22 protein-coding genes and 1 pseudogene are annotated in these 17,995 nt (G+C 33.0%); 17 read left to right on the forward strand and 6 right to left on the reverse strand.

What is annotated here, in order from left to right; genetic code table 11:
• Positions 1–3 precede the first annotated feature (3 nt).
• From AC2CGN_RS07370 to AC2CGN_RS07390, 5 genes are all read left to right on the forward strand, one after another.
• Complete coding sequence (locus AC2CGN_RS07370) at positions 4–312, forward strand: GNAT family N-acetyltransferase (RefSeq protein ID WP_484512988.1); 309 nt, start codon at positions 4–6, stop codon at positions 310–312.
• 512 nt (positions 313–824) lie between these two features.
• Positions 825–1,571, forward strand: a complete 747-nt coding sequence (locus AC2CGN_RS07375; RefSeq protein ID WP_484512990.1) for a hypothetical protein — start codon at positions 825–827, stop codon at positions 1,569–1,571.
• A gap of 388 nt (positions 1,572–1,959) precedes the next feature.
• A complete protein-coding gene (locus AC2CGN_RS07380) occupies positions 1,960–2,217 on the forward strand; it encodes a DUF1871 family protein (RefSeq protein WP_429981598.1) in 258 nt (85 codons plus the stop codon).
• A gap of 717 nt (positions 2,218–2,934) precedes the next feature.
• The gene (locus AC2CGN_RS07385) at positions 2,935–3,543 is read left to right on the forward strand and encodes a YpjP family protein (RefSeq protein ID WP_286923024.1); all 609 of its coding nucleotides are present in this window, start codon (positions 2,935–2,937) and stop codon (positions 3,541–3,543) included.
• 552 nt (positions 3,544–4,095) lie between these two features.
• Entirely contained in the window at positions 4,096–4,281 is a 186-nt protein-coding gene (locus AC2CGN_RS07390; RefSeq protein ID WP_484512992.1) for a RusA family crossover junction endodeoxyribonuclease, read from the forward strand.
• A gap of 50 nt (positions 4,282–4,331) precedes the next feature.
• On the opposite strand, the gene AC2CGN_RS07395 is transcribed toward AC2CGN_RS07390, so the two are convergent.
• Positions 4,332–4,586, reverse strand: coding sequence for a hypothetical protein (locus AC2CGN_RS07395; RefSeq protein WP_429981627.1), 255 nt, complete (start codon positions 4,584–4,586; stop codon positions 4,332–4,334).
• A gap of 283 nt (positions 4,587–4,869) precedes the next feature.
• Here AC2CGN_RS07395 and AC2CGN_RS07400 point away from each other — a divergent pair, with 283 nt between their 5' ends.
• Both AC2CGN_RS07400 and AC2CGN_RS07405 read left to right on the forward strand, forming a co-directional pair.
• Positions 4,870–5,265 (forward strand): YopX family protein, encoded by a 396-nt coding sequence (locus AC2CGN_RS07400; protein ID WP_429981628.1) that lies wholly within the window; start codon positions 4,870–4,872, stop codon positions 5,263–5,265.
• A gap of 98 nt (positions 5,266–5,363) precedes the next feature.
• A complete protein-coding gene (locus AC2CGN_RS07405; RefSeq protein WP_429981629.1) occupies positions 5,364–5,765 on the forward strand; it encodes a YhfM domain-containing protein in 402 nt (133 codons plus the stop codon).
• Between the two features lie 107 nt (positions 5,766–5,872).
• On the opposite strand, the gene AC2CGN_RS07410 is transcribed toward AC2CGN_RS07405, so the two are convergent.
• On the reverse strand, positions 5,873–5,992 hold the full coding sequence (locus AC2CGN_RS07410; RefSeq protein ID WP_484513185.1) for a DUF4177 domain-containing protein: 120 nt from the start codon (positions 5,990–5,992) through the stop codon (positions 5,873–5,875).
• Positions 5,993–6,196: 204 nt separating this feature from the next.
• Between AC2CGN_RS07410 and AC2CGN_RS07415 the strand changes: the two genes are divergently transcribed.
• On the forward strand, positions 6,197–6,619 hold the full coding sequence (locus AC2CGN_RS07415; RefSeq protein WP_484512995.1) for a hypothetical protein: 423 nt from the start codon (positions 6,197–6,199) through the stop codon (positions 6,617–6,619).
• A 50-nt stretch (positions 6,620–6,669) separates the two neighbouring features.
• Here AC2CGN_RS07415 and AC2CGN_RS07420 read toward each other — a convergent pair whose 3' ends face one another.
• Both AC2CGN_RS07420 and AC2CGN_RS07425 read right to left on the reverse strand, forming a co-directional pair.
• A complete protein-coding gene (locus tag AC2CGN_RS07420) occupies positions 6,670–6,969 on the reverse strand; it encodes a hypothetical protein (protein WP_429981631.1) in 300 nt (99 codons plus the stop codon).
• On the reverse strand, positions 6,969–7,172 hold the full coding sequence (locus tag AC2CGN_RS07425; protein ID WP_054550329.1) for a helix-turn-helix transcriptional regulator: 204 nt from the start codon (positions 7,170–7,172) through the stop codon (positions 6,969–6,971). The genes AC2CGN_RS07420 and AC2CGN_RS07425 overlap by 1 nt, the downstream gene beginning before the upstream one ends.
• 394 nt (positions 7,173–7,566) lie before the next feature.
• Between AC2CGN_RS07425 and AC2CGN_RS07430 the strand changes: the two genes are divergently transcribed.
• The 6 genes from AC2CGN_RS07430 to AC2CGN_RS07455 all read left to right on the forward strand — a co-directional run bounded on the left by AC2CGN_RS07430 (position 7,567) and on the right by AC2CGN_RS07455 (position 12,066).
• Complete coding sequence (locus AC2CGN_RS07430) at positions 7,567–8,118, forward strand: NADPH-dependent FMN reductase (RefSeq protein ID WP_484513187.1); 552 nt, start codon at positions 7,567–7,569, stop codon at positions 8,116–8,118.
• A gap of 319 nt (positions 8,119–8,437) precedes the next feature.
• On the forward strand, positions 8,438–8,875 hold the full coding sequence (locus AC2CGN_RS07435) for a hypothetical protein (protein WP_484512997.1): 438 nt from the start codon (positions 8,438–8,440) through the stop codon (positions 8,873–8,875).
• 164 nt (positions 8,876–9,039) lie between these two features.
• Complete coding sequence (locus tag AC2CGN_RS07440; RefSeq protein ID WP_484512999.1) at positions 9,040–9,981, forward strand: S-layer homology domain-containing protein; 942 nt, start codon at positions 9,040–9,042, stop codon at positions 9,979–9,981.
• Between the two features lie 324 nt (positions 9,982–10,305).
• Positions 10,306–10,731: a hypothetical protein gene (locus tag AC2CGN_RS07445; RefSeq protein WP_484513001.1), complete on the forward strand. Its 426-nt coding sequence runs from the start codon at positions 10,306–10,308 to the stop codon at positions 10,729–10,731.
• A 455-nt stretch (positions 10,732–11,186) separates the two neighbouring features.
• Positions 11,187–11,426, forward strand: coding sequence for a hypothetical protein (locus AC2CGN_RS07450; protein ID WP_484513002.1), 240 nt, complete (start codon positions 11,187–11,189; stop codon positions 11,424–11,426).
• A complete protein-coding gene (locus AC2CGN_RS07455; protein ID WP_484513004.1) occupies positions 11,407–12,066 on the forward strand; it encodes an N-acetylmuramoyl-L-alanine amidase in 660 nt (219 codons plus the stop codon). The genes AC2CGN_RS07450 and AC2CGN_RS07455 overlap by 20 nt, the downstream gene beginning before the upstream one ends.
• 132 nt (positions 12,067–12,198) lie before the next feature.
• Here the strand turns inward: AC2CGN_RS07455 and AC2CGN_RS07460 are convergent, their stop codons facing one another.
• Positions 12,199–13,509, reverse strand: a complete 1,311-nt coding sequence (locus AC2CGN_RS07460) for an Ig-like domain-containing protein (RefSeq protein ID WP_484513006.1) — start codon at positions 13,507–13,509, stop codon at positions 12,199–12,201.
• A 414-nt stretch (positions 13,510–13,923) separates the two neighbouring features.
• Complete coding sequence (locus AC2CGN_RS07465) at positions 13,924–14,712, reverse strand: hypothetical protein (protein ID WP_484513008.1); 789 nt, start codon at positions 14,710–14,712, stop codon at positions 13,924–13,926.
• A 650-nt stretch (positions 14,713–15,362) separates the two neighbouring features.
• Here AC2CGN_RS07465 and AC2CGN_RS07470 point away from each other — a divergent pair.
• The 3 genes and pseudogenes from AC2CGN_RS07470 to AC2CGN_RS07480 all read left to right on the forward strand — a co-directional run.
• Positions 15,363–15,431: pseudogene (locus AC2CGN_RS07470) on the forward strand (excalibur calcium-binding domain-containing protein); the annotation flags it as partial.
• A gap of 3 nt (positions 15,432–15,434) precedes the next feature.
• Positions 15,435–16,304 (forward strand): excalibur calcium-binding domain-containing protein, encoded by an 870-nt coding sequence (locus tag AC2CGN_RS07475; protein ID WP_429990276.1) that lies wholly within the window; start codon positions 15,435–15,437, stop codon positions 16,302–16,304.
• Positions 16,305–16,680: 376 nt separating this feature from the next.
• Complete coding sequence (locus AC2CGN_RS07480) at positions 16,681–17,955, forward strand: oligosaccharide repeat unit polymerase (protein WP_484513010.1); 1,275 nt, start codon at positions 16,681–16,683, stop codon at positions 17,953–17,955.
• The last annotated feature ends 40 nt before the right edge of the window (positions 17,956–17,995 follow it).

Consider the following 17,995-nt stretch of genomic DNA (forward strand, 5'->3'; position numbering starts at 1 on the left):
ATTTTGGATTACGGTATGTCAAGTCCTCGTCATCAAAAACCGTGGTTAAGTTTACTGGCCCTACATAAAAAATATCAAGGTTTAGGATATGCTAAAAACATATATATGACTTATGAAGAATTAATGAAAGACCGACAAGTAGACTGTATTCAAATAGCGGTTCATTCCACGAATGAGAAAGCCTTAAACTTCTGGACTTCACTTGGTTTTATTAAATTTAATGTGAGAACTTATGAAAGTAAAGTAATCTTTAGTTTTGAGAAGAAATTAAGTTACAACCGGCACAATTTGAAAGAAATGGTAAATGATTAAAAATTGAGAAGGGGGGAATCAGTTTTTTCCTAATACTTATAGACCTTTTTATACTACGATAAAAAGGAAATTCTATATTTTGCTACTTTTAATAATATTCCTATTGTCAGTTTCCTTTTGTGGTTATGTGGTGCATTAGCACTGTTTATTTTTGATGGCTTTTTCAATATTTTTTGGTATGCAAGGTAACATATTTATTTTAGCAACTGTAATAAAAAAATATAGCAACAGAAAAATTCATGATTATATTCAACTTAGAGTGTGCTTTAGCAGAATAAACTATATTAGACTACTCAGTAAATGAGTGGTTTTATGTGTTTATTAATAAATTGTGGAGGGTAAGTTTTATAAATGGTTAGAGGAAAGGGATTAACCATCGTTAGATAATTAGCTGGAATGGTGGATGAGTCAAATTATGGTTATGGAAAAACACACTACTTTTGTTGGGTTTTTGACATCATTAATTTCAATTGCTAAAATAATACCTTATTAAGTTGAGTAGGGAGAGAATAATGAAAAAATTATTGATTGTGTTACTAGCAGCATTTGTACTTGCAGTAGTAAATCCAACAAAATCAGAAGCAAAAGTGATGTATGATGGAGCGGAAGTTGTAAAAGGGCAAACAGGAAAAATGACCTTTAAAAAAGACATCAAAGTATACAGGAAAAATATAGATGGTACGTTTGAATCTTTAGTGGTTAAGCGAAATAACTTTTTTAAAACGTATGATATTGAAAAATATGATGGCAAAACATTCTATCAGATGGGGCAATATCGGGTACAAGCAACGGATTTGGTAGTTTTTAAAGAAGTACCAATAAAAATTCGTTCATCATTCTATAACGAACCAACTTATATTATTATAAATCGTGATGGTATTTATAGTGTTGGATCATACGGATTTAACTTCAGAAGTAGATGGGGCATTTCTTTCTTGGATACAAATAGTGGACAACTGCTGGAGTATTGCCAGAGCGATGATGGTAGTTGGATGGTGTGTTATCAGTATCCTGGTACAGATCTTAAAATCGCAGAGACTATACATAGTAAATCCGGAGAGCGTTTTGAGTTAACAAAAGATACAGGTGGGAAAAGAACGCCATTAGATGGAGCTAAATCAGAAATAATGTATGAAAAGGGAAGTGTTTTTTCATCGCTAGGTACTGAAATTAATGGTTATCTAGAAGTATTAAGTGAATCCGACTCAAAAAGTTCATGGCTTCCAGTGAATTTATTAAAGCCAAGTGGAGATAAGTGATAGATTATGAATTTTATATAGCTCTCTTATTTATTTGATAGGGGAAATTTTTAAGGTAGATTGACATGTGGATAGGATGTTTGTCGATGGCTTGGGTTGAATAAACAATAGAAGACTATGTTGTGGAAGGGTAAATGGAAATAATTGTTCAAATAAAAGTGGTATGAGGTATTATTGAATTACAAAGCAGATTAATAGAAGTGAAGTATGACCTGATAGGTGGCTTAAGTATGATGCGTATAGTTATAGTTGGTTTAGCAGTAATTTGGTTGATTTTATTAGCTATGTGGTTTTAACAACAGGATCACCAACTTAAGTTATATTGTGCAGGTTAGTTCAATAAGGACATTGAATAAATCAATAAAAACAATATTAAAAGAGGGATAATATGGAGCACTTTAAAATTGTAAAAGAAGTAATTGATAATTGGGATCCGAAGCAATTTTTACATCATACACCTGACGATGAATATAACCCAGAAATAAGACTTATTGTAGAACTATTACCAACAGCAACTTCTGTTGAAAAATTAGCTGTTGTGATACATGAGGTCTTTGTGAAAATGTTTTCGGCTGATGAAGTATATTCGATTAATAATTGTTATCCAAGTGCGGTGAAAATTTGGAACAAAATCAATAAAAGTTAATTTACAAAAAATGATTTTGCGCCAACTATGCAAGGAGGAGTGATGAATGCGGTTTTGGTTCCACTTCGTGTCCAAACATCTAAAATGAAGATAAAGCCTCCGACAATTGTTACGGATTTTTGAAATTGAGCAGGCACAATTCAAAAATCCGTTTTTCACAAGGTTTAACAACTTGTTTTTAGGAAACGGCAATGTGTGGATAATAACAAAAAAAGATTGAAGCAATTTGCCCCAATCTCACTCATACATTCCTATGCACAACTTCGCCGTATTTTATTAGCCCCATTGCAGCCCCATAAGCCCCAATTTGAAGTCATATTGCGTTAAAAGAAATTCGGAAATAATAGCAAAAACCTTGATAATACGGTGTGCATAAGAACGGTTATCATTATGCATTTTAACTAAATTAGTTCGTGAAGCATAAAGATGATAAGTAACCTAACATTAATAAAAGACCAATACCCATTGCGATTTCCATGCTTGTACCTCCTTTTAAAAAACGACACTTTTATCTGAAATACTTCATCTTCCAGTAAGTGCAACATTGCTTTAACTTACATTCATAGGCGATTGAACATTCTACCAGTGCATGAAGTTTCACTTTATACATAAATATTGTACAATGAATTTTAGAAATATGAAACCTTTTATTAGCTTGTACGTATATATTAGTAGCAGAATTACCAATTTGTACATAAAGAGAGAAGGTGTTAATGAATGAAGAAGTGGGTTAAAAAGAGTATTGTCATCATGGTTGCGTTTTTAACATTTGGATTAATTACGCCAACACATGAGATATGGGAAGCATTTGATTATAACCCTTCAAATCGAGCTTCAATAGGACCAGATCAAGGGACAGGCACTGCCCTTGCAGCAGCACCAGATGACACCCAGATAGTGCAAACAGAGATACAGCAAGATCCAGTTGACTATAATGCGTTGCTTTTAGATGCTGCAAAAGAACAATCCTACATAAAGTTTGGCACAAAAATTGGACCAAAAATCAGCAATGAATTTGATGCTGTTATTTTTCCGAAAATGGAGGAAGCCATTGCGATGACAGTGGCTAGCTTAGATGATTCATCTTTAGCATCCTTAACAATCTCAGAAAGACCAAGTGGAAATTATGGAGAAAAAATCTTTAATATCATTAATAATGAAACGGGTAATGATTTAATTCGCTTCCATGTACGAACTGAAAAAAGACCACAGGAAGGCTATTATTATAACTTCCATTACCACAGTGCCGAGGATAACTTTATGGCACACTACAATTTAGGGGATATCTATTGGGAAAAAAATACTCCTCCAAAATGGTTGTCATAAAAATTATGAAACACTCGTAAAAAATACGAGTGTTTTTTTCTTTATAAACATTGATATATCAAGCTTTGTGGAAGTTTACTAAGTTATTGAATTATGACCCAGTTCTAACGAAATAGGGGAGAGAAAAACGCGTACCCCAAAATGTACCCCAATTTCATCATTTTTTGATTTCTTTGGTTTTTTCAAATTAAAACGGAGATTAGGAGGTTCGAACAAATCCAGAAAACTTAATAACTTTATGCGTTAAATGTCATAGGGCTATTGAGACTAACAGCGAGGAACACGCATTAAGAGTTTGCTATAAAAAAGCTAAGCAAGTGATAAACGGTTATAAAGATCCTGGATTGACAAATGTAGAAAAAATAAACTCTCTAAGATTCGTATTAGAAAGTACTTTCGATACGCTAAGTGGTGAAGAAGAATTTAATAAAGATGAATTATTACTGAAAATTAATGAAGTGTTAATACAAACGGAGTGAAAGATTACCAGAGGGCACTACAGTGACGATTTAGTAATAATCAACTTCTAAATAAATAATCGAGGTGATACACATGGCGACATTAGCCGTAGATGGCGTTTTAATACCAACAACCAAGCCAGACATCGACAATTTAGTAAAGGGCATTAAAGACAGTCTAAGCAAGTTTTTATGGTATGACGATAGCCAAGTAACAGAGTTGGTTGCTCGAAAGTTGTATTCAGATAATCCGAGGGCAGAGGTGACGATTGAATGGTAAATTGGGAGGATTAAAATCAAAAACCGGCAGATTAAATCTGCCGGAAAAAATTAATTTAAGTTATTTCCAAAACCATAATTTGCTTTAGGGCCAGAAGCTCCTTGGAGGTACTCTGTTTCCGCATTTTGAATTTGTTGTCTTACTTGGTTCGCATCAGTCTCAGTTCCGAATTCTACGTTGTTCGTTGAATTCATTAAATTTTGATTTGAAAAACGACCAGAAGCTTGAATTTTGTTAGCTTCAGCTTGCTGGATTTTTTGCCTAATTTGGTCAGCAGTTCGGTTCTTGTTTCGATTTTTTGACATGGATTTCACCTCCTCAAATTAGTCTGTTCAGAAGAGGTTTTATTATCACTAGGAATTATTATGTAATACTCATGAAGTTACTGATCTTTACCAACAAGACTAAGAAGTGATCAAAAAAGAATCTAAACCTTACAAGGAGCCATGGGAAGTGCCGTATTAAAGGATTAGCTAAAGTATTTATCCTCAAGCAATTTAAGGTACGGTTTATTCTATGTATTAAATAGCAATGGGATTATGTTTTTATACAAATAATAGAAAGATATTGTGAAGGTGGTTGTTATAAGTGAATGCTATTAAATTTCGAGCAAAAATTACGAATCCTTACCATTTAAGTTATGGGGAAATTGTAGAAGTTGAATGGCTTGATTTAAAAAACAAACGTATTACTTTCAATGGAGTTGCAACAGCATTAGGTTTTGGAATTGTTGAGCAAGCCAATGATGGAGAATTTAAATTACTACAATACAGTGGACACAACGATTTAGATGATAACGAAATATATGCAGGGCATATTGTCCGTATTTATGATGATGAAGAAAATGATGACGGATGGAACGAAGAAGTTATCTTTCATCAGGGAGCATTTTGTGTAGGGGATGAAAATTTTATTGGTAACGTGCACTTTAGATCACGAATCATAGGTGATGTTTTTAAAGATAAAAAGCTATTATCCAATTGAAAGAAAATGTGCAGTAAATGAAAGTTTCAGCAGTTTGTAACTTTTTACTAGATTCTAAGTCTAATCTATAAAGCAAATAGGGAGAGGCCTGGGATTTAATGAAAAAAATGTTTATAATATTCGTTTTGTTGTTTCTTGTCGGTTGTAATAATGAAGAGATGAAAACTTTTGAGTTTGCAGGTGAAATTCAAAAAATAATTGTGATTGGACAAGGAATAAATGCTAAGTTAGATAAACAAGAAGTTGAAAATGCCACTCAAATAAAACTTTTTGAAGATGCAATGCAAGATGCCACTATATTATCACAACCTCATACAGATGAAGGTCCTTTATATAAGCTTGAAGTGATGTACAGTGATAACTCGAAAGAAATCATTGATATATGGTATTACGCAAGTGCAAATACAGGAAGATTTTATATGAATGATATGTATTCTTTGAATGAAGAAGCCATTCCAGCATTAATTGAATTTTTTGAGTCTTATAAAGAAGTAAAATGATTTACTGCACAATATGTAAAAATAAACCGTTAAAGGGTCACTTTGGATAGGGTGACCCTTAGTAACTAAATTCGAAGGTTCTTAGTTTATAGCCTCAGAAATAGGTTTTATGTATTTTGTGGTCTCTCGAAAATTAGTTCATAGTAAGTACCCATCCCAGGTGCAGTAGTAAAGTCAGGAGTTAAGATTTGAATAAATCTCCAACCTTCTTTTGCGTGATTTTTAATTACTTCTCAGTAATCTTCGGTAGGTCTACCTGATATTTTTTTAAACTCAATTTTAACAAACTTATATTCGTAAACAGCTCCTTTTTTAACCAGATTATAACATAAAAAAGCCGCAGCGTTTGCAGACGCTACAGCTCGAGTTGGTTTATGCCCTTTGACGGTGCTTGCAACATCATTATACCACACCGTAGGAGGGCGAACCTAATGGGCAAACAAGGGCAGATAGAATTAAATCGTTATCAGTTGGACGAAGCAATAAAGAAGTACCACGACAATATGTGTAAGTACATGAAAATGAAGGATGAGTTGGACTCTTTAACGGCTGCTGCATCTACAGCAAAGTATGGTATTGAGGCAACGATGCCTAAAGCTGTTGGAAGTACAAGTGATCCAGTACATGCACATGTTCAAATTAGAGCTTCACGCGAGGTACGTATTAACAAAACTAAAAGCGAATTGTTGATGGTACAAGATCTAATCGATAAGGTAACTGACGACATAGAGCAAGAAGTACTTTATTGGTTACTAGAGGGCATGCCTTTCCGTTGGATTGGTGCAAAGCTTAATATGAGTCATACAAGCGTACAACGAGTGCGTGAACGGGTAATTGATATGATGATGAAGTAAACAAAAATAACCCTGTCCTCAATGTAAGACAGGGTTATTAACAAAATATTTTACACTCTCCGAACAACGGCCAAATAAATAGATGATGATATACTTTGAATGAAAAACACAAGCATTACATAATAAATAAAATATTCTTTATCTATTAATTTAAACATTGCTACTAGTGCTACTCCAATTAATATACCAACAGTTAGAACAGAATAAGAAAATGACTTGATTTTAAAGATGAGCATTTGACCTCTCTCATCTTGCGACTCCATCTTACGTTCAAATGTAGATTTGTAAAATTCTGCAATAATTACTAACACTGCTAAAACACAAATACTAATCGTAGCTACGTTGACCATTATTCATCCTCCACATAATTAAATACATCCGTTATTTCTTTCTCAAATGAATTAGCAATTTTAAAAGCTAGAATCAAAGACGGATTATATTTATTTTTCTCTAAAGCTGCTATAGTTTGTCGACTGACACCAACCACATCAGCTAATTGTTGTTGTGTCCATCCTTTTTCCGCCCTACAAATTACTAATTTGTTATTTAACAATAGCACCACCTCTTATACTGATTGTAATTTATTTTTTACAAATTGTAAACTATTTCTTACATATAATCTAGTTACATATGTTCCAAATGTTCCAAACGTATCATTTTAATCAATATACAGTGTAAAATTAAGGGGAGGTCGGACAGGTAAATCTTTCTTCTCTTGGTATTTTTCAAAACAATAAATTACCAGGACAGACCGACCGACGACCGACCAGCGCTGGTAAAACTAACAGCGAAGAAATGACAATGTGGCCGGCCCATATTTTTTTAAGAGATATAGGAAGTCTAATTATAATCTAAACTGGTTCTTTATAATGAAAGTCGACGGTTCATAAATAGTTCAAAATCTTTGATTCCTCTATATTTGAACAAGTATTCTATTTATAGAGGTGATAGAATGGACAAACATAAAAAAGATAATAGCTATTTCAGGTAGCATTCGAGAAGGCTCTTCCAATACTAATATATTAAAGGCTTTAGCAGCTTTTGTTCCTGAAAGTATTGATTACTCTATTTATAACGGAATAAAGGACCTTCCACATTTCAACCCAGATATAGATGGAAAGGAACCACCACCTGTAGTTGAGAATTTTAGAAAAATGTTAGATGAAGCACATGCGCTTATAATCTGTACGCCCGAATATGCAAAAAGTGTTCCAGGGGTTTTGAAAAATGCTTTAGAGTGGCTTGTATCGTCTGGAGAACTTTATAAAAAACCATTAGCTGTTATAACGGCTTCACCGTCGATTACCGGTGGAGACAAAGCTCATGAATCTTTACTGCTTACGCTGGGTATGATTGATACTATTATTGTTGAAAATGGGTCGTTGTTAGTTCCATCTGTCGGAACTAAATTTAACGATAATGCTACAGTGAAAGACGAGAGTACCAAGCAATCACTCATTGATCTTATCAATAGTTTAGTGTACGAGATTAACAAATAACATAATTAAAAAAGTGTACGGAAATGCACTATAAATCTAAAACACTTTTCTGCCTTGCAATAATAAATACGTCCTGCTCAACGTGTGTGAGAAATGAGCTAACTCGACAATTAAATATTTTACCGTAGTAGACGAGCCTTATCCCTAGCACGGTAAGGCTTTTTTTATCAGGATATTATTATAAAATATACAATAAATGGTTTAAAATTGAAATTACTCCTAATATAGATGGTATAAAATACATATTTTATAATAAAAGTAAAAACTTACATTATTTATGGTAAAATATGTTTGTAATACATAGAAGGAGGAATTTTTTATGAAGAAAAGTTTATTTTTAGCCCCAGCTGTAGCATTTGGTATTTTTACTGGTCTCTCTAACGAAGCATCAGCTCAAGAATTGAACACTGAAACAATTTCTGCAGAAGTTCAAGCACAAGCACTGGCTCCTAGTAGTGTTTATGAGAATGCTACAGTAATTGAAAATGGTGTAACAAAAAAATCTAATACTAGTAGATACACACCTGTACGATACTTTAAATTTTATTATGATGGTTCTTCTGGTGTTGCTGGTCTCCTCTTTAGACCAGAAGGTAATCACAAATTAAATGTTTTAAACGGAAACTTTATAAAAGTGAATAAAAACGATATACTTGCAACAAATTTAACTTATGGATGGAACTATGTAGAAGTAATTCAAACTGCTGAAAACAATAATGCATATCAGAATTTTGAATTTACTATTCAATGGGATTAATTTTTTGGCTATCACTTTCAAAGTGGTAGCTTTTTTGTGTGCGCCCGGCATGCGTATGAACTATAGGGTGCAAGTCCCGAACCGCGAAGACAGAAGTAGTGGTTAAGGATGTTCCAGAAACAAGTCCTTATTAAAAGGATTTAAAATTTTTAAATGATAGGGGTTTGTTGGTATATGATAACCCTGAGAATATGTTTTTTAGTGGCGATGCCAAAAGAAATAGTGTAGTCGTAATATTTTCAAAGATATTAGGTATTCCAAATTTTCCAGCAAAAACACCTTATAGTGATATACTAGAATTCGATCTTCTAAGTGGACAAGTTGTAGTACTAAGTGAATTAGGTGTGGGTAATGGTTATTCTGATGGTACGTTTAAACCTTATAATCCACTAACTCGTGGCCACTTTGCTTTATTTGTTGATAGAGCATTTGGAAAATATCTCCCTAGTGGAAATCAAGAATTTTCAGACGTGCCAAAATCAAGCGAAGCGCATAATGCAGTAAAAAAATTAGTAGCAGCTGGTATTACTACTGGCTATAGTGATGGAACATTTAAACCTAACGAAAAATTATCGTTTGTACATTTACATGTATTTATGGCGAGGTTGGTAAGATATTTAGAATCACAAAATATAAAGGTGCCACTAAAAGGTACTTCAACTGAAAATACTAAAACAAACCAACAGAAACCGATTGATGACTCAAAGATTAAATTAGGTATGCCGAAAGCAGAAGTGTATGATTTAGTTGAATCGTATTTGTATGCGGGCAAAAAGGATGGTGATCTTGGCTTATTAACGACATCAGGAAGAAATGGTTTACCAGGTAAGACACACTATTTATTTAAAAATGGGGAACTGCAAAGTATTTCAACATCTCTTGATTGGAAATCGTTGGATGTGGATTTTAGGACAGCTGATGAATTGCATGAATTTTATATAAGAAAATTTGTTCAAGAATTTGGAACTGATTATAAAACTTATGATACATCTCAGACTCTTATAATGACTACTTGGCGACAGCCATCCAACACAATCATTTTATCCACAAGTATTCTCGAAAAAGTTCAAGTGGATTTAATGATAGTAGACAAGATACCACAATAGTCACACCATAAATTAATGTATCCTAAAGCACTCAAGATTGAGTGCTTTTTCTTATGCTCAAAAGCGAAACGAGGAGCAAAAGGAAACGGTAAGAGGAAAAGGTAGAAAGAAGAAACGAGAGACTGGATGAAATACTATATCAAGTTGGAAAATAAAAAACATACAACATGAAAGAGATATAGACATTGATATAGACAACTTTAAAGCACTCTCCTATGAGGGTGTTTTTTCATTGAAAGGGGTGAAGCTTATGTGAAGGTATGAAAATAGTAATAGAAATCCCTCCATTACCCATGTATATTTATGGTTAAGGAGGAATATATAATGAAGAAATTTTTAATACTATTATGCATGACTTTGTTCTTAGTTGCGTGCGGTAACTCAGAAGAAAAAAGTTCTTCTGAACCTGTCAAAAACAAAGAAGAAGATTCTCAAGAAGCAAATAAAGAAATATCTAAAAAAGAAGAAAAGACAAAACCTGAAGATTCAAATGTAACACCCCAAATAAAATTAGGTGAAGTTGTCGTAGTGGATGATTTTGCAGAATTTTTGTTAAAAAGTAATACTTTCACTAGGGAAGTTCATCCATCTAATGATGTAGACTATGGTTTTGAATTAGAGAACTCACAAGAAATACTGATGCATACTATTATATCGTTGAAAAATTTAACAACAACAAGCAAACGGGCTGATTTATTTATTTCAGAATTTAAATATATATATGATAACAAATATGAATATTTACCATAAATTGTAATGGAGGTAAATAACGGTAAAGTTTTTGATATAGCACCAAACCATGAAATTGATCCATTAAAAACTATTACCTTACACTGTGCTGGTTTTCTTCCATCAGAGATAGAGAATGATGGAAAACCTCTAAAAGCCGTTATTACAGTTAATGGTGAGAAGTTCGAACAAATAATTAGATAGATTCACCTTTTAAAGACACTCAGATGAGTGTCTTTAAAAGGTGTGTGCCCGGCATGTGTAACAACTAGGTGGTGAAAGTCCACTACAGACTTGGCAATAGGAACTGTTAGCGAAAGACAAGGGTGTCCATGGTGACGTGGAATCTGAAGGAAGTCGGACGCAAAATCTCGAACTGACGAACAGATCAGGAAGAAAAAATAGGCGAAACGAATGAATATATTGACGATACAAAAGAAGAATTAAAGGAAGAAATCGAAGAAACCAAGGAAAAGTTGCAGGGTGAATTTAGAAGTGAAATAAAGAAAACAGATGATCGTATAACGCTAGAAGTAGAACATATCAATACTTCCATTGCTGCTATTGATATTAAAGCCGATAATATTAATTTATCTGTTAATAATCGTATCACAAACGAAATGGCGGCTATCAATTTAAAAGCCGATAACATCAATTTAAGCGTCAACAATCGTATTACCAATGAAGTGTCTGCTAGTGGTCCACGAAACAGATAATCCACGTTCAGGAGCCGATGCAGACGCACATGCACGTTTACAATACAACGGAAATAGTCGTTCAGCTTCCTGGCATTACACAGTCGATGATAAAGAGGCGGTGCAATCCTTTGAACACATTTGGAGATGTTGGGCTGCAGGAAGCACAACAGGTAATAATCAGGGGATACAGGTAGAGGTTTGCGTCAATAGTGATGGTAACTATCTAAAAGCAATACAAAATGCTGCAGAGTTAATTGCTAAAATCATGAAGGATGAAAACATTCCAATTAGTAATGTGGTACAGCATAATCATTTCAGCGGTAAAAATTGTCCACGAAATATGCGTGAAGGTAATATTACATGGTCACAATTAATTACGATGGTTAAAAATGCAAATGGTAATGTACAACAACAAAAGCCAATCACAGACAATAACAAATACCGTGTACTTACTGGAACATACGCTACAAAACAAGCAGCTGAAAATGTACTTGATGTATTAAAACATCGTTTTGGATGGTTAGCTTATATTGAGCAAAACACTAAGCAATGGCGTGTTAAAACAGGCACATTTACAGGTATGACAGCAGCACAAGCGTGTGCAGAAAAAATAAAGGCGGCTAAACTTGCACAAATCGCAAATGTTGTAGCCATATAATAATTGTTTAGTTTTTGTTCAGCTTCTTGTGATATCTTATCCAATGTAAAGTTTTAATATCTTTACTTAAACCTAAACTTCAAACAAAAGACCAGGACTCAATTTAAAAATGAGTGCCTGGTCATTTTGTGTTTAGTATTCTCTTACTTCAAAAGAAGCAATTTTATCATGTACTACATACTCAGTTACCTTTTTATATGGTGAAATTGTTTTTGAGAATTTGAATGTAGAAGTACCTTGTGCACTATCAAACCAATTTAAGTAATTGTTTAAAACAGCATTAGTCACATCATATTCTTTTGTTATACCGTTCACCAAAGTGATACTTAGAATAGCACTTGATGATTCACTAATCGGTTTCTTAACAATCACTGTACTTGTTGCTGAAATATCTGTGTTTTCTATTGTTGCTGTGATAATAACTTGACCTTCACAAATAGCAGTTACATTCCCGTTCTGATCTACAGTAGCAATTGATTCATCACTAGATGTCCATATTACTTTTGCTGTATCTGGAGTAACTGTAGCAGTTAATTTATCTTGGCTGCCTTCTAACAGTTCGAGTGCATTCCTATCTAAAGTAATGGACTCTAATTCTGTACTACCTTGTTTTTTTACAGTAACTACACAATCGGCACTTAGATTTGTATTTTCAACTTTTGCAGTGACTGTAATTACCCCTTCTCTAATAGCAGTAACATTTCCATCTTGATCAACTGTTGCAATACTTTCATCACTACTTGTCCAAATTACTTTAGCATTATTCTGAGTAACAGTTGCTGTTAATTTTTCTTGGTTACCTTCAAATAGTTCTAGATTATTTTTGTCTAAAGTAATTGAATTATTAACAGCCTCCTCATCAACAAGACTACCATCAATGTCAATATCAATAGCATCTATTCTAAGAGTGAATGTGTCTACATTAGAAGGGGTATTTGTTATTAAAACTTCAACTTTATGAATACCAAATGGTAAACCTTCTTTTTTAAAGGCTAAAGTTTGAGCTTGGTGAGATCCGTAAGTCTGAAGATAACCCTGATCAATTCCGTCTATTTTAACTAAAGCAGTCTTTGTGTACGTTGTAGCTCTGTACGTAATGATATTAATTTTACTTCCTATAAACCAAAACTCCATTTTCGCAGCTACATTTTTCTTAGCGCCAGTGCTTCCATTTTTGTAATCAATTGTATTTCCATATCTTAACCACTTATCTTTTTCATAAATTAACTTTTCGTGGTTATCGTCATATCTCTTCCAGCCTTTTTCGGGTTTTTTTAAACTTTTTCCTACTACCGCACTATTTTCAGGCGTATTATTTAGATTAGTTACCCCTTCTTCATAATCCACAGCTTCTGCAGCTGAAGCACTTTCAACACTAAAGCTACCTAGTACTAACAGCATTAACACTAGATAAATAAAACCTTTTTTGAATAAATTAATCACTTATGTATCCTCCTTAAAATTGTCTAAGGTTATTTCTTTTAATAACCTACAATAACAACTTTAACCATACTTATAATTATTTACCATAATAAAAACCAGATAACTTTATTAGTTATCTGTTTCACGTTCCGTATTGGGCTGTTTAGCTTGTTCAATTACTAACTCAAAGGCTGTATTAATCTCCTTTATCATATAACGAGCTTCCAGTAATTCTTGGGTTGTTTGTTCATTTAATTATCGCCATTTAAATTTTATCTAACTCCGACATTTATAATATTGAAATTTGCTAGAAATATCAAAAAGGCATATTTGTAGAGGCATAGGTAAAGCTATATAGCGTTTGAGTAGTACGTCGACTTAATCATCATCTGTGAAGGGTAAAGTTCACAGAGAGTGTCCAGTACCTTTAGCTAATTAGTAATCAAATGATTTAAAATCATCTAAATATTTTCTCCAACCAAAATCAGTAATTTTGAAATCATTATACTTTAATAGAGCATATTCTCGACGATATTTATTTCTTTCTAATTCATTATAAGCAGGATCCATGTTAACACCAATATTTTTAGAATAATCTTCGGGCTTGTCAAACCAAACGTGTTTAGTACTAATTGGTTCATAATTCGTCCAACTCATTTTTGTTTCTATTCTCAGATCCATTTTTAGATTTGGATAACGATACCAGCTATTATAGTCTTGCCCCAATATCTTTTTATTTGGTAGTTTTCCTATTACATCTTTAGCCATAGTTTCAATATAATCATTAAGTTGCTTTTTAGCTTTAGTAACATCCTCTTTGGCGGTATCTTGATGCTTAATAGAATTTAAATGTTCAGTCATGGCAGCTTCGAAAGACATGTTATAAGGTGTAAGAGACATATTGAAATCAATAAAAAAATCATATGGTCTATTTAAATCATCGTTTTCAGTCACATTATAATTAAAATTTACTGTAACAATGTCAGTTTTTAATTCTGAATAATTTTTTTCTAAATAGTTTTTTAACTGACTAGCTGAACTAATTTCAGTTTTAACTTCTTTAGCTCTGCCATTTGTATGTGGCTTCTTTAAACCAACCATGTATGTGTTCGAATTCACTTTGTTTTCGACTTCTTTAGCGTGTACAGTTTCAGTATGTACATGTGTTAACAACATTGATAAAAGAATACTACTAGTAACCAATGATAATGATAGTTTTTTCATTAATAATCCTCCTTTTGTTCTAAATTCTACCACTTTATGAATTATATAAAAAGCGGATAATTATTTTCTATTTGACTACTACAGAGAAAAGACATTCCATGATGGGTGGTTAATCTTTTGTATTTTCAAGTTAGTAAATAATAGTAATGGGAACAGGTTAGTGTAATTAAAAATTTTTAATTAATTGGATAATATTAGTTAAAAATGTATATTATCCAATGCTATGTGATTATATTTCTTTTTAAACCATTTGTTGGATATTTACTGAATACTTAAATTGATATAATAATTCAGGTGCAACTTTTCCCTTCTGCACAAAGGGTTAAGATGCACCATTCCTCAACTATACACAAATGCCCAGGCTCTCAATTAATATAGAGCCTGGGCTATTTATTTGTTATTGAATAGTTTTTTTAGTGTACTTCTTGAGTTTTCTCCATTATTTTCTCTATAAAAATACCTTTTTTATTTTGAGAAAATTGATACATTTATACCAATTAAATGCTAATTATGTATAATGATTTTGAAGGAGGTAAAATATTACTAACATATTTGACCCTTATTCTAGTAATTGCATTTGCTTTAACAAAAAACTAAGGGAAACAATGAGTTACAAAATTAAGAGGTGTACCAATGATCCCTAATGACAAGAAATGGATCGTGACGGGGATGGTTGGGCTTGTGAGAAATATACACTAAAAAACATTCAAGGAGATTAAAACATGAAAATTAAAACACTCGTAATATTAATGATGACACTGTTATTAGCATTTTCATTCAACTTTGATATAGCTAATGCAAATAGTTTTAAAGAAGTTAAAATGGTAAATTCTTCTTCAACTGTATATGAAAAATCAGATACTAATTCTAAGGTGTTAGGAACTGTAGAAAAAGGAACTTTTGTTACATTAATCAGCAAAGAACAAAATGCCTTTTCACGTATTACTTATCTAAATACCGAATCGAAAATCATAGATGGGTTTATTTCTGATTCTGTTCTTGAAGATGCACAGTACACTATTAAAATAGCAAGTTCTAAAAGTGGACTAGTTGTTAAAGAAATCCCTTCATTAAAAGCAAAAACAGTTGCAACATTACAAAATAAAATGGTTGTAAAAGACTTTGGATCTGTTGGCGATGGCTGGTCATTTGTACAGTACGGTAATGTAATTGGCTATGCAGCGACTAACTTTATGAGTACTTCAAAACCAACAACTAAATACGTAGTATCAAACCTTGTTGTGAGAAATATAGCAAGTCCATCAGGAGCTAATGTAGGAGAACTTAGTAAAAATGAAGCCGTATCTGTACATTCTACAATTGCTGGCTGGTCATATATTTCAACTTTATCTTATGAAGGCTATGTAGTAGATTCTTATTTAAGTACTAAAAGTCCGAATGCAACGACAAATAGTAAACCAAGTAGTTCATCAAACTCTAATTCTTCAAGCAGTAGTAGTAACAGTGGTAAATCGTATTATAAAAACTGTACAGAATTACGAAAAGATTATCCAAACGGTGTAGGTGTTGGTCATCCAGCTTATGATTCGAAGCATGATCGTGATAAAGATGGATGGGCTTGTGAAAGATAGTTAAATGTTGTTGTATAGTTCGGTACCCCACAAGTACCCCAAAATGGCATACGTGAATATACAATAATACTAAAATTAGAAAATATGATATAATATGAATGCTTGATATTCTTGTAGTCTACTTATAGAAAAGCAACCATTACGAAAGAGCTTGAACTCTGGGAAAAAAATACTCCTCCAAAATGGTTGTCATAACAATATGAAAAGCCATTCACGCTAGGGCGTGAATGGCTTTTTCTCAGACAATACTGTGTGAATTTTAAAATAATGGTTTTAATATACAAAAATAGTAGGGGAGCTTTACTATTTTTGTTTTACATATATAGTATTAATTAGTTTGATTTTAGGAGGGAATGCATCCTCGGATGTGAAAAGCATGAAACAATTTTTTAGAAAATTAAATAAAATCGATACATTTTCACCGTATTTCTTTTTACCCTTTATTTTAGTACTCTATTTTTTCACAAGTATGTTTGATTGGCATAAGTTTGAACAATTTAATATAACTGTATCGATTTGGCCACCCGTTATTTTAGCAGTGATTTGCTATTACATAGGTGTTTACGTTATTGACAAACTCCAATGGACGATTCCTTCATTTGGTCTGTCATTTTTAAGCAAATATGTGATTCATTTTATTGTGTTTCTTACTATTCTTGGTTTATGTGCTTATATATTAATGACTTTTGAAGGTGGATTTGGGATTTCAGATGAGTCTAATCGACGGAATTTAAATCCAAAGCTGAACTTCTTTAGTCAATTACTATGGTTTGGCGTTTTATTGCTATTGTCGTACAAAATGATATTAGAAAAGCATATGAACTGGAAAAAGGCATGTAAATATGGTGCTATTTTTGCGGCTGTTATGTTCTTGTTTTTATTAATGGCTTACCGAACACCATTGATTATTATGTTGTTTACGGGCATTATTATTTTCCACTACGTAGTGAAACGCGTGAAGCTAACATGGTTTTTAACAACGTTGTTCGTTGTTGGTTTTGCATTCTCCATGTTTAGTTTTTTACGGGTAATAATGGAGGACCAATCATTAGCATTCAATAATCGAGATCAGCCAGATATAGCGTTGTTGGAGGAAGAAGCAAGGGAAAAGTTATTAACGGCTGAACAAAAGGTGAACTTAACCCCAAAATGGATACGTGCCATTAATGCAGAAAGTGTAACAAGTCATATTGTGCTAAGTACAATTATTGAATATACACAACAGGAAGGCTATTTACACGGTCAAATCCATAAAGGAATTTTTAGTACAGTATTACCCGGCGAGCAAATTTCACCTCGTATGAAGGTATCAGAGGTTGTCAATTCGATTAGTGTAGAGAAGGGAAAAGTTATCACTCGTGAAAACCGCACGACTACGCCGACCTTTATTGGTCAATTGTTTTTAGATGGTGGTTATTTATTAGTAGCGATTGGTTTCTTCCTTTACGGTGCCTTAATCTCACTTATTTATAATAAGGTAAAGCAAGAGGGGATTCGTAGTTTCCACTCAGTTGCTTATGCGTTTATCATTACGCTCTTCACAGTTTCGATGCATACAGGATTACTTGATTTAATCTTAGTTTTGATGCTAGGCTTTGTTATCATCGCATCGTCCGTTATCAAAATGGATAAACAGACTGTCCGTTATTAAAAGCAAAAAGACTATCCCAACTGGCGATAGTCTTTTTACG

It is taken from the genome of Lysinibacillus sp. DFXJR4 (genome assembly GCF_057196045.1).

Coding starts and splice junctions, on each gene's coding strand:
- AC2CGN_RS07385 (WP_286923024.1), top strand. CDS start 2,935: ATGAAGAAGTGGGTTAAAAAGAGTATTGTCATCATGGTTGCGTTTTTA.
- AC2CGN_RS07405 (WP_429981629.1), top strand. CDS start 5,364: ATGAAAAAAATGTTTATAATATTCGTTTTGTTGTTTCTTGTCGGTTGT.
- AC2CGN_RS07465 (WP_484513008.1), bottom strand. CDS start 14,712: ATGAAAAAACTATCATTATCATTGGTTACTAGTAGTATTCTTTTATCA.
- AC2CGN_RS07445 (WP_484513001.1), top strand. CDS start 10,306: ATGAAGAAATTTTTAATACTATTATGCATGACTTTGTTCTTAGTTGCG.
- AC2CGN_RS07475 (WP_429990276.1), top strand. CDS start 15,435: ATGAAAATTAAAACACTCGTAATATTAATGATGACACTGTTATTAGCA.
- AC2CGN_RS07395 (WP_429981627.1), bottom strand. CDS start 4,586: ATGTCAAAAAATCGAAACAAGAACCGAACTGCTGACCAAATTAGGCAA.
- AC2CGN_RS07390 (WP_484512992.1), top strand. CDS start 4,096: ATGGCGACATTAGCCGTAGATGGCGTTTTAATACCAACAACCAAGCCA.
- AC2CGN_RS07435 (WP_484512997.1), top strand. CDS start 8,438: ATGAAGAAAAGTTTATTTTTAGCCCCAGCTGTAGCATTTGGTATTTTT.
- AC2CGN_RS07420 (WP_429981631.1), bottom strand. CDS start 6,969: ATGGTCAACGTAGCTACGATTAGTATTTGTGTTTTAGCAGTGTTAGTA.
- AC2CGN_RS07375 (WP_484512990.1), top strand. CDS start 825: ATGAAAAAATTATTGATTGTGTTACTAGCAGCATTTGTACTTGCAGTA.
- AC2CGN_RS07480 (WP_484513010.1), top strand. CDS start 16,681: ATGAAACAATTTTTTAGAAAATTAAATAAAATCGATACATTTTCACCG.
- AC2CGN_RS07380 (WP_429981598.1), top strand. CDS start 1,960: ATGGAGCACTTTAAAATTGTAAAAGAAGTAATTGATAATTGGGATCCG.
- AC2CGN_RS07415 (WP_484512995.1), top strand. CDS start 6,197: ATGGGCAAACAAGGGCAGATAGAATTAAATCGTTATCAGTTGGACGAA.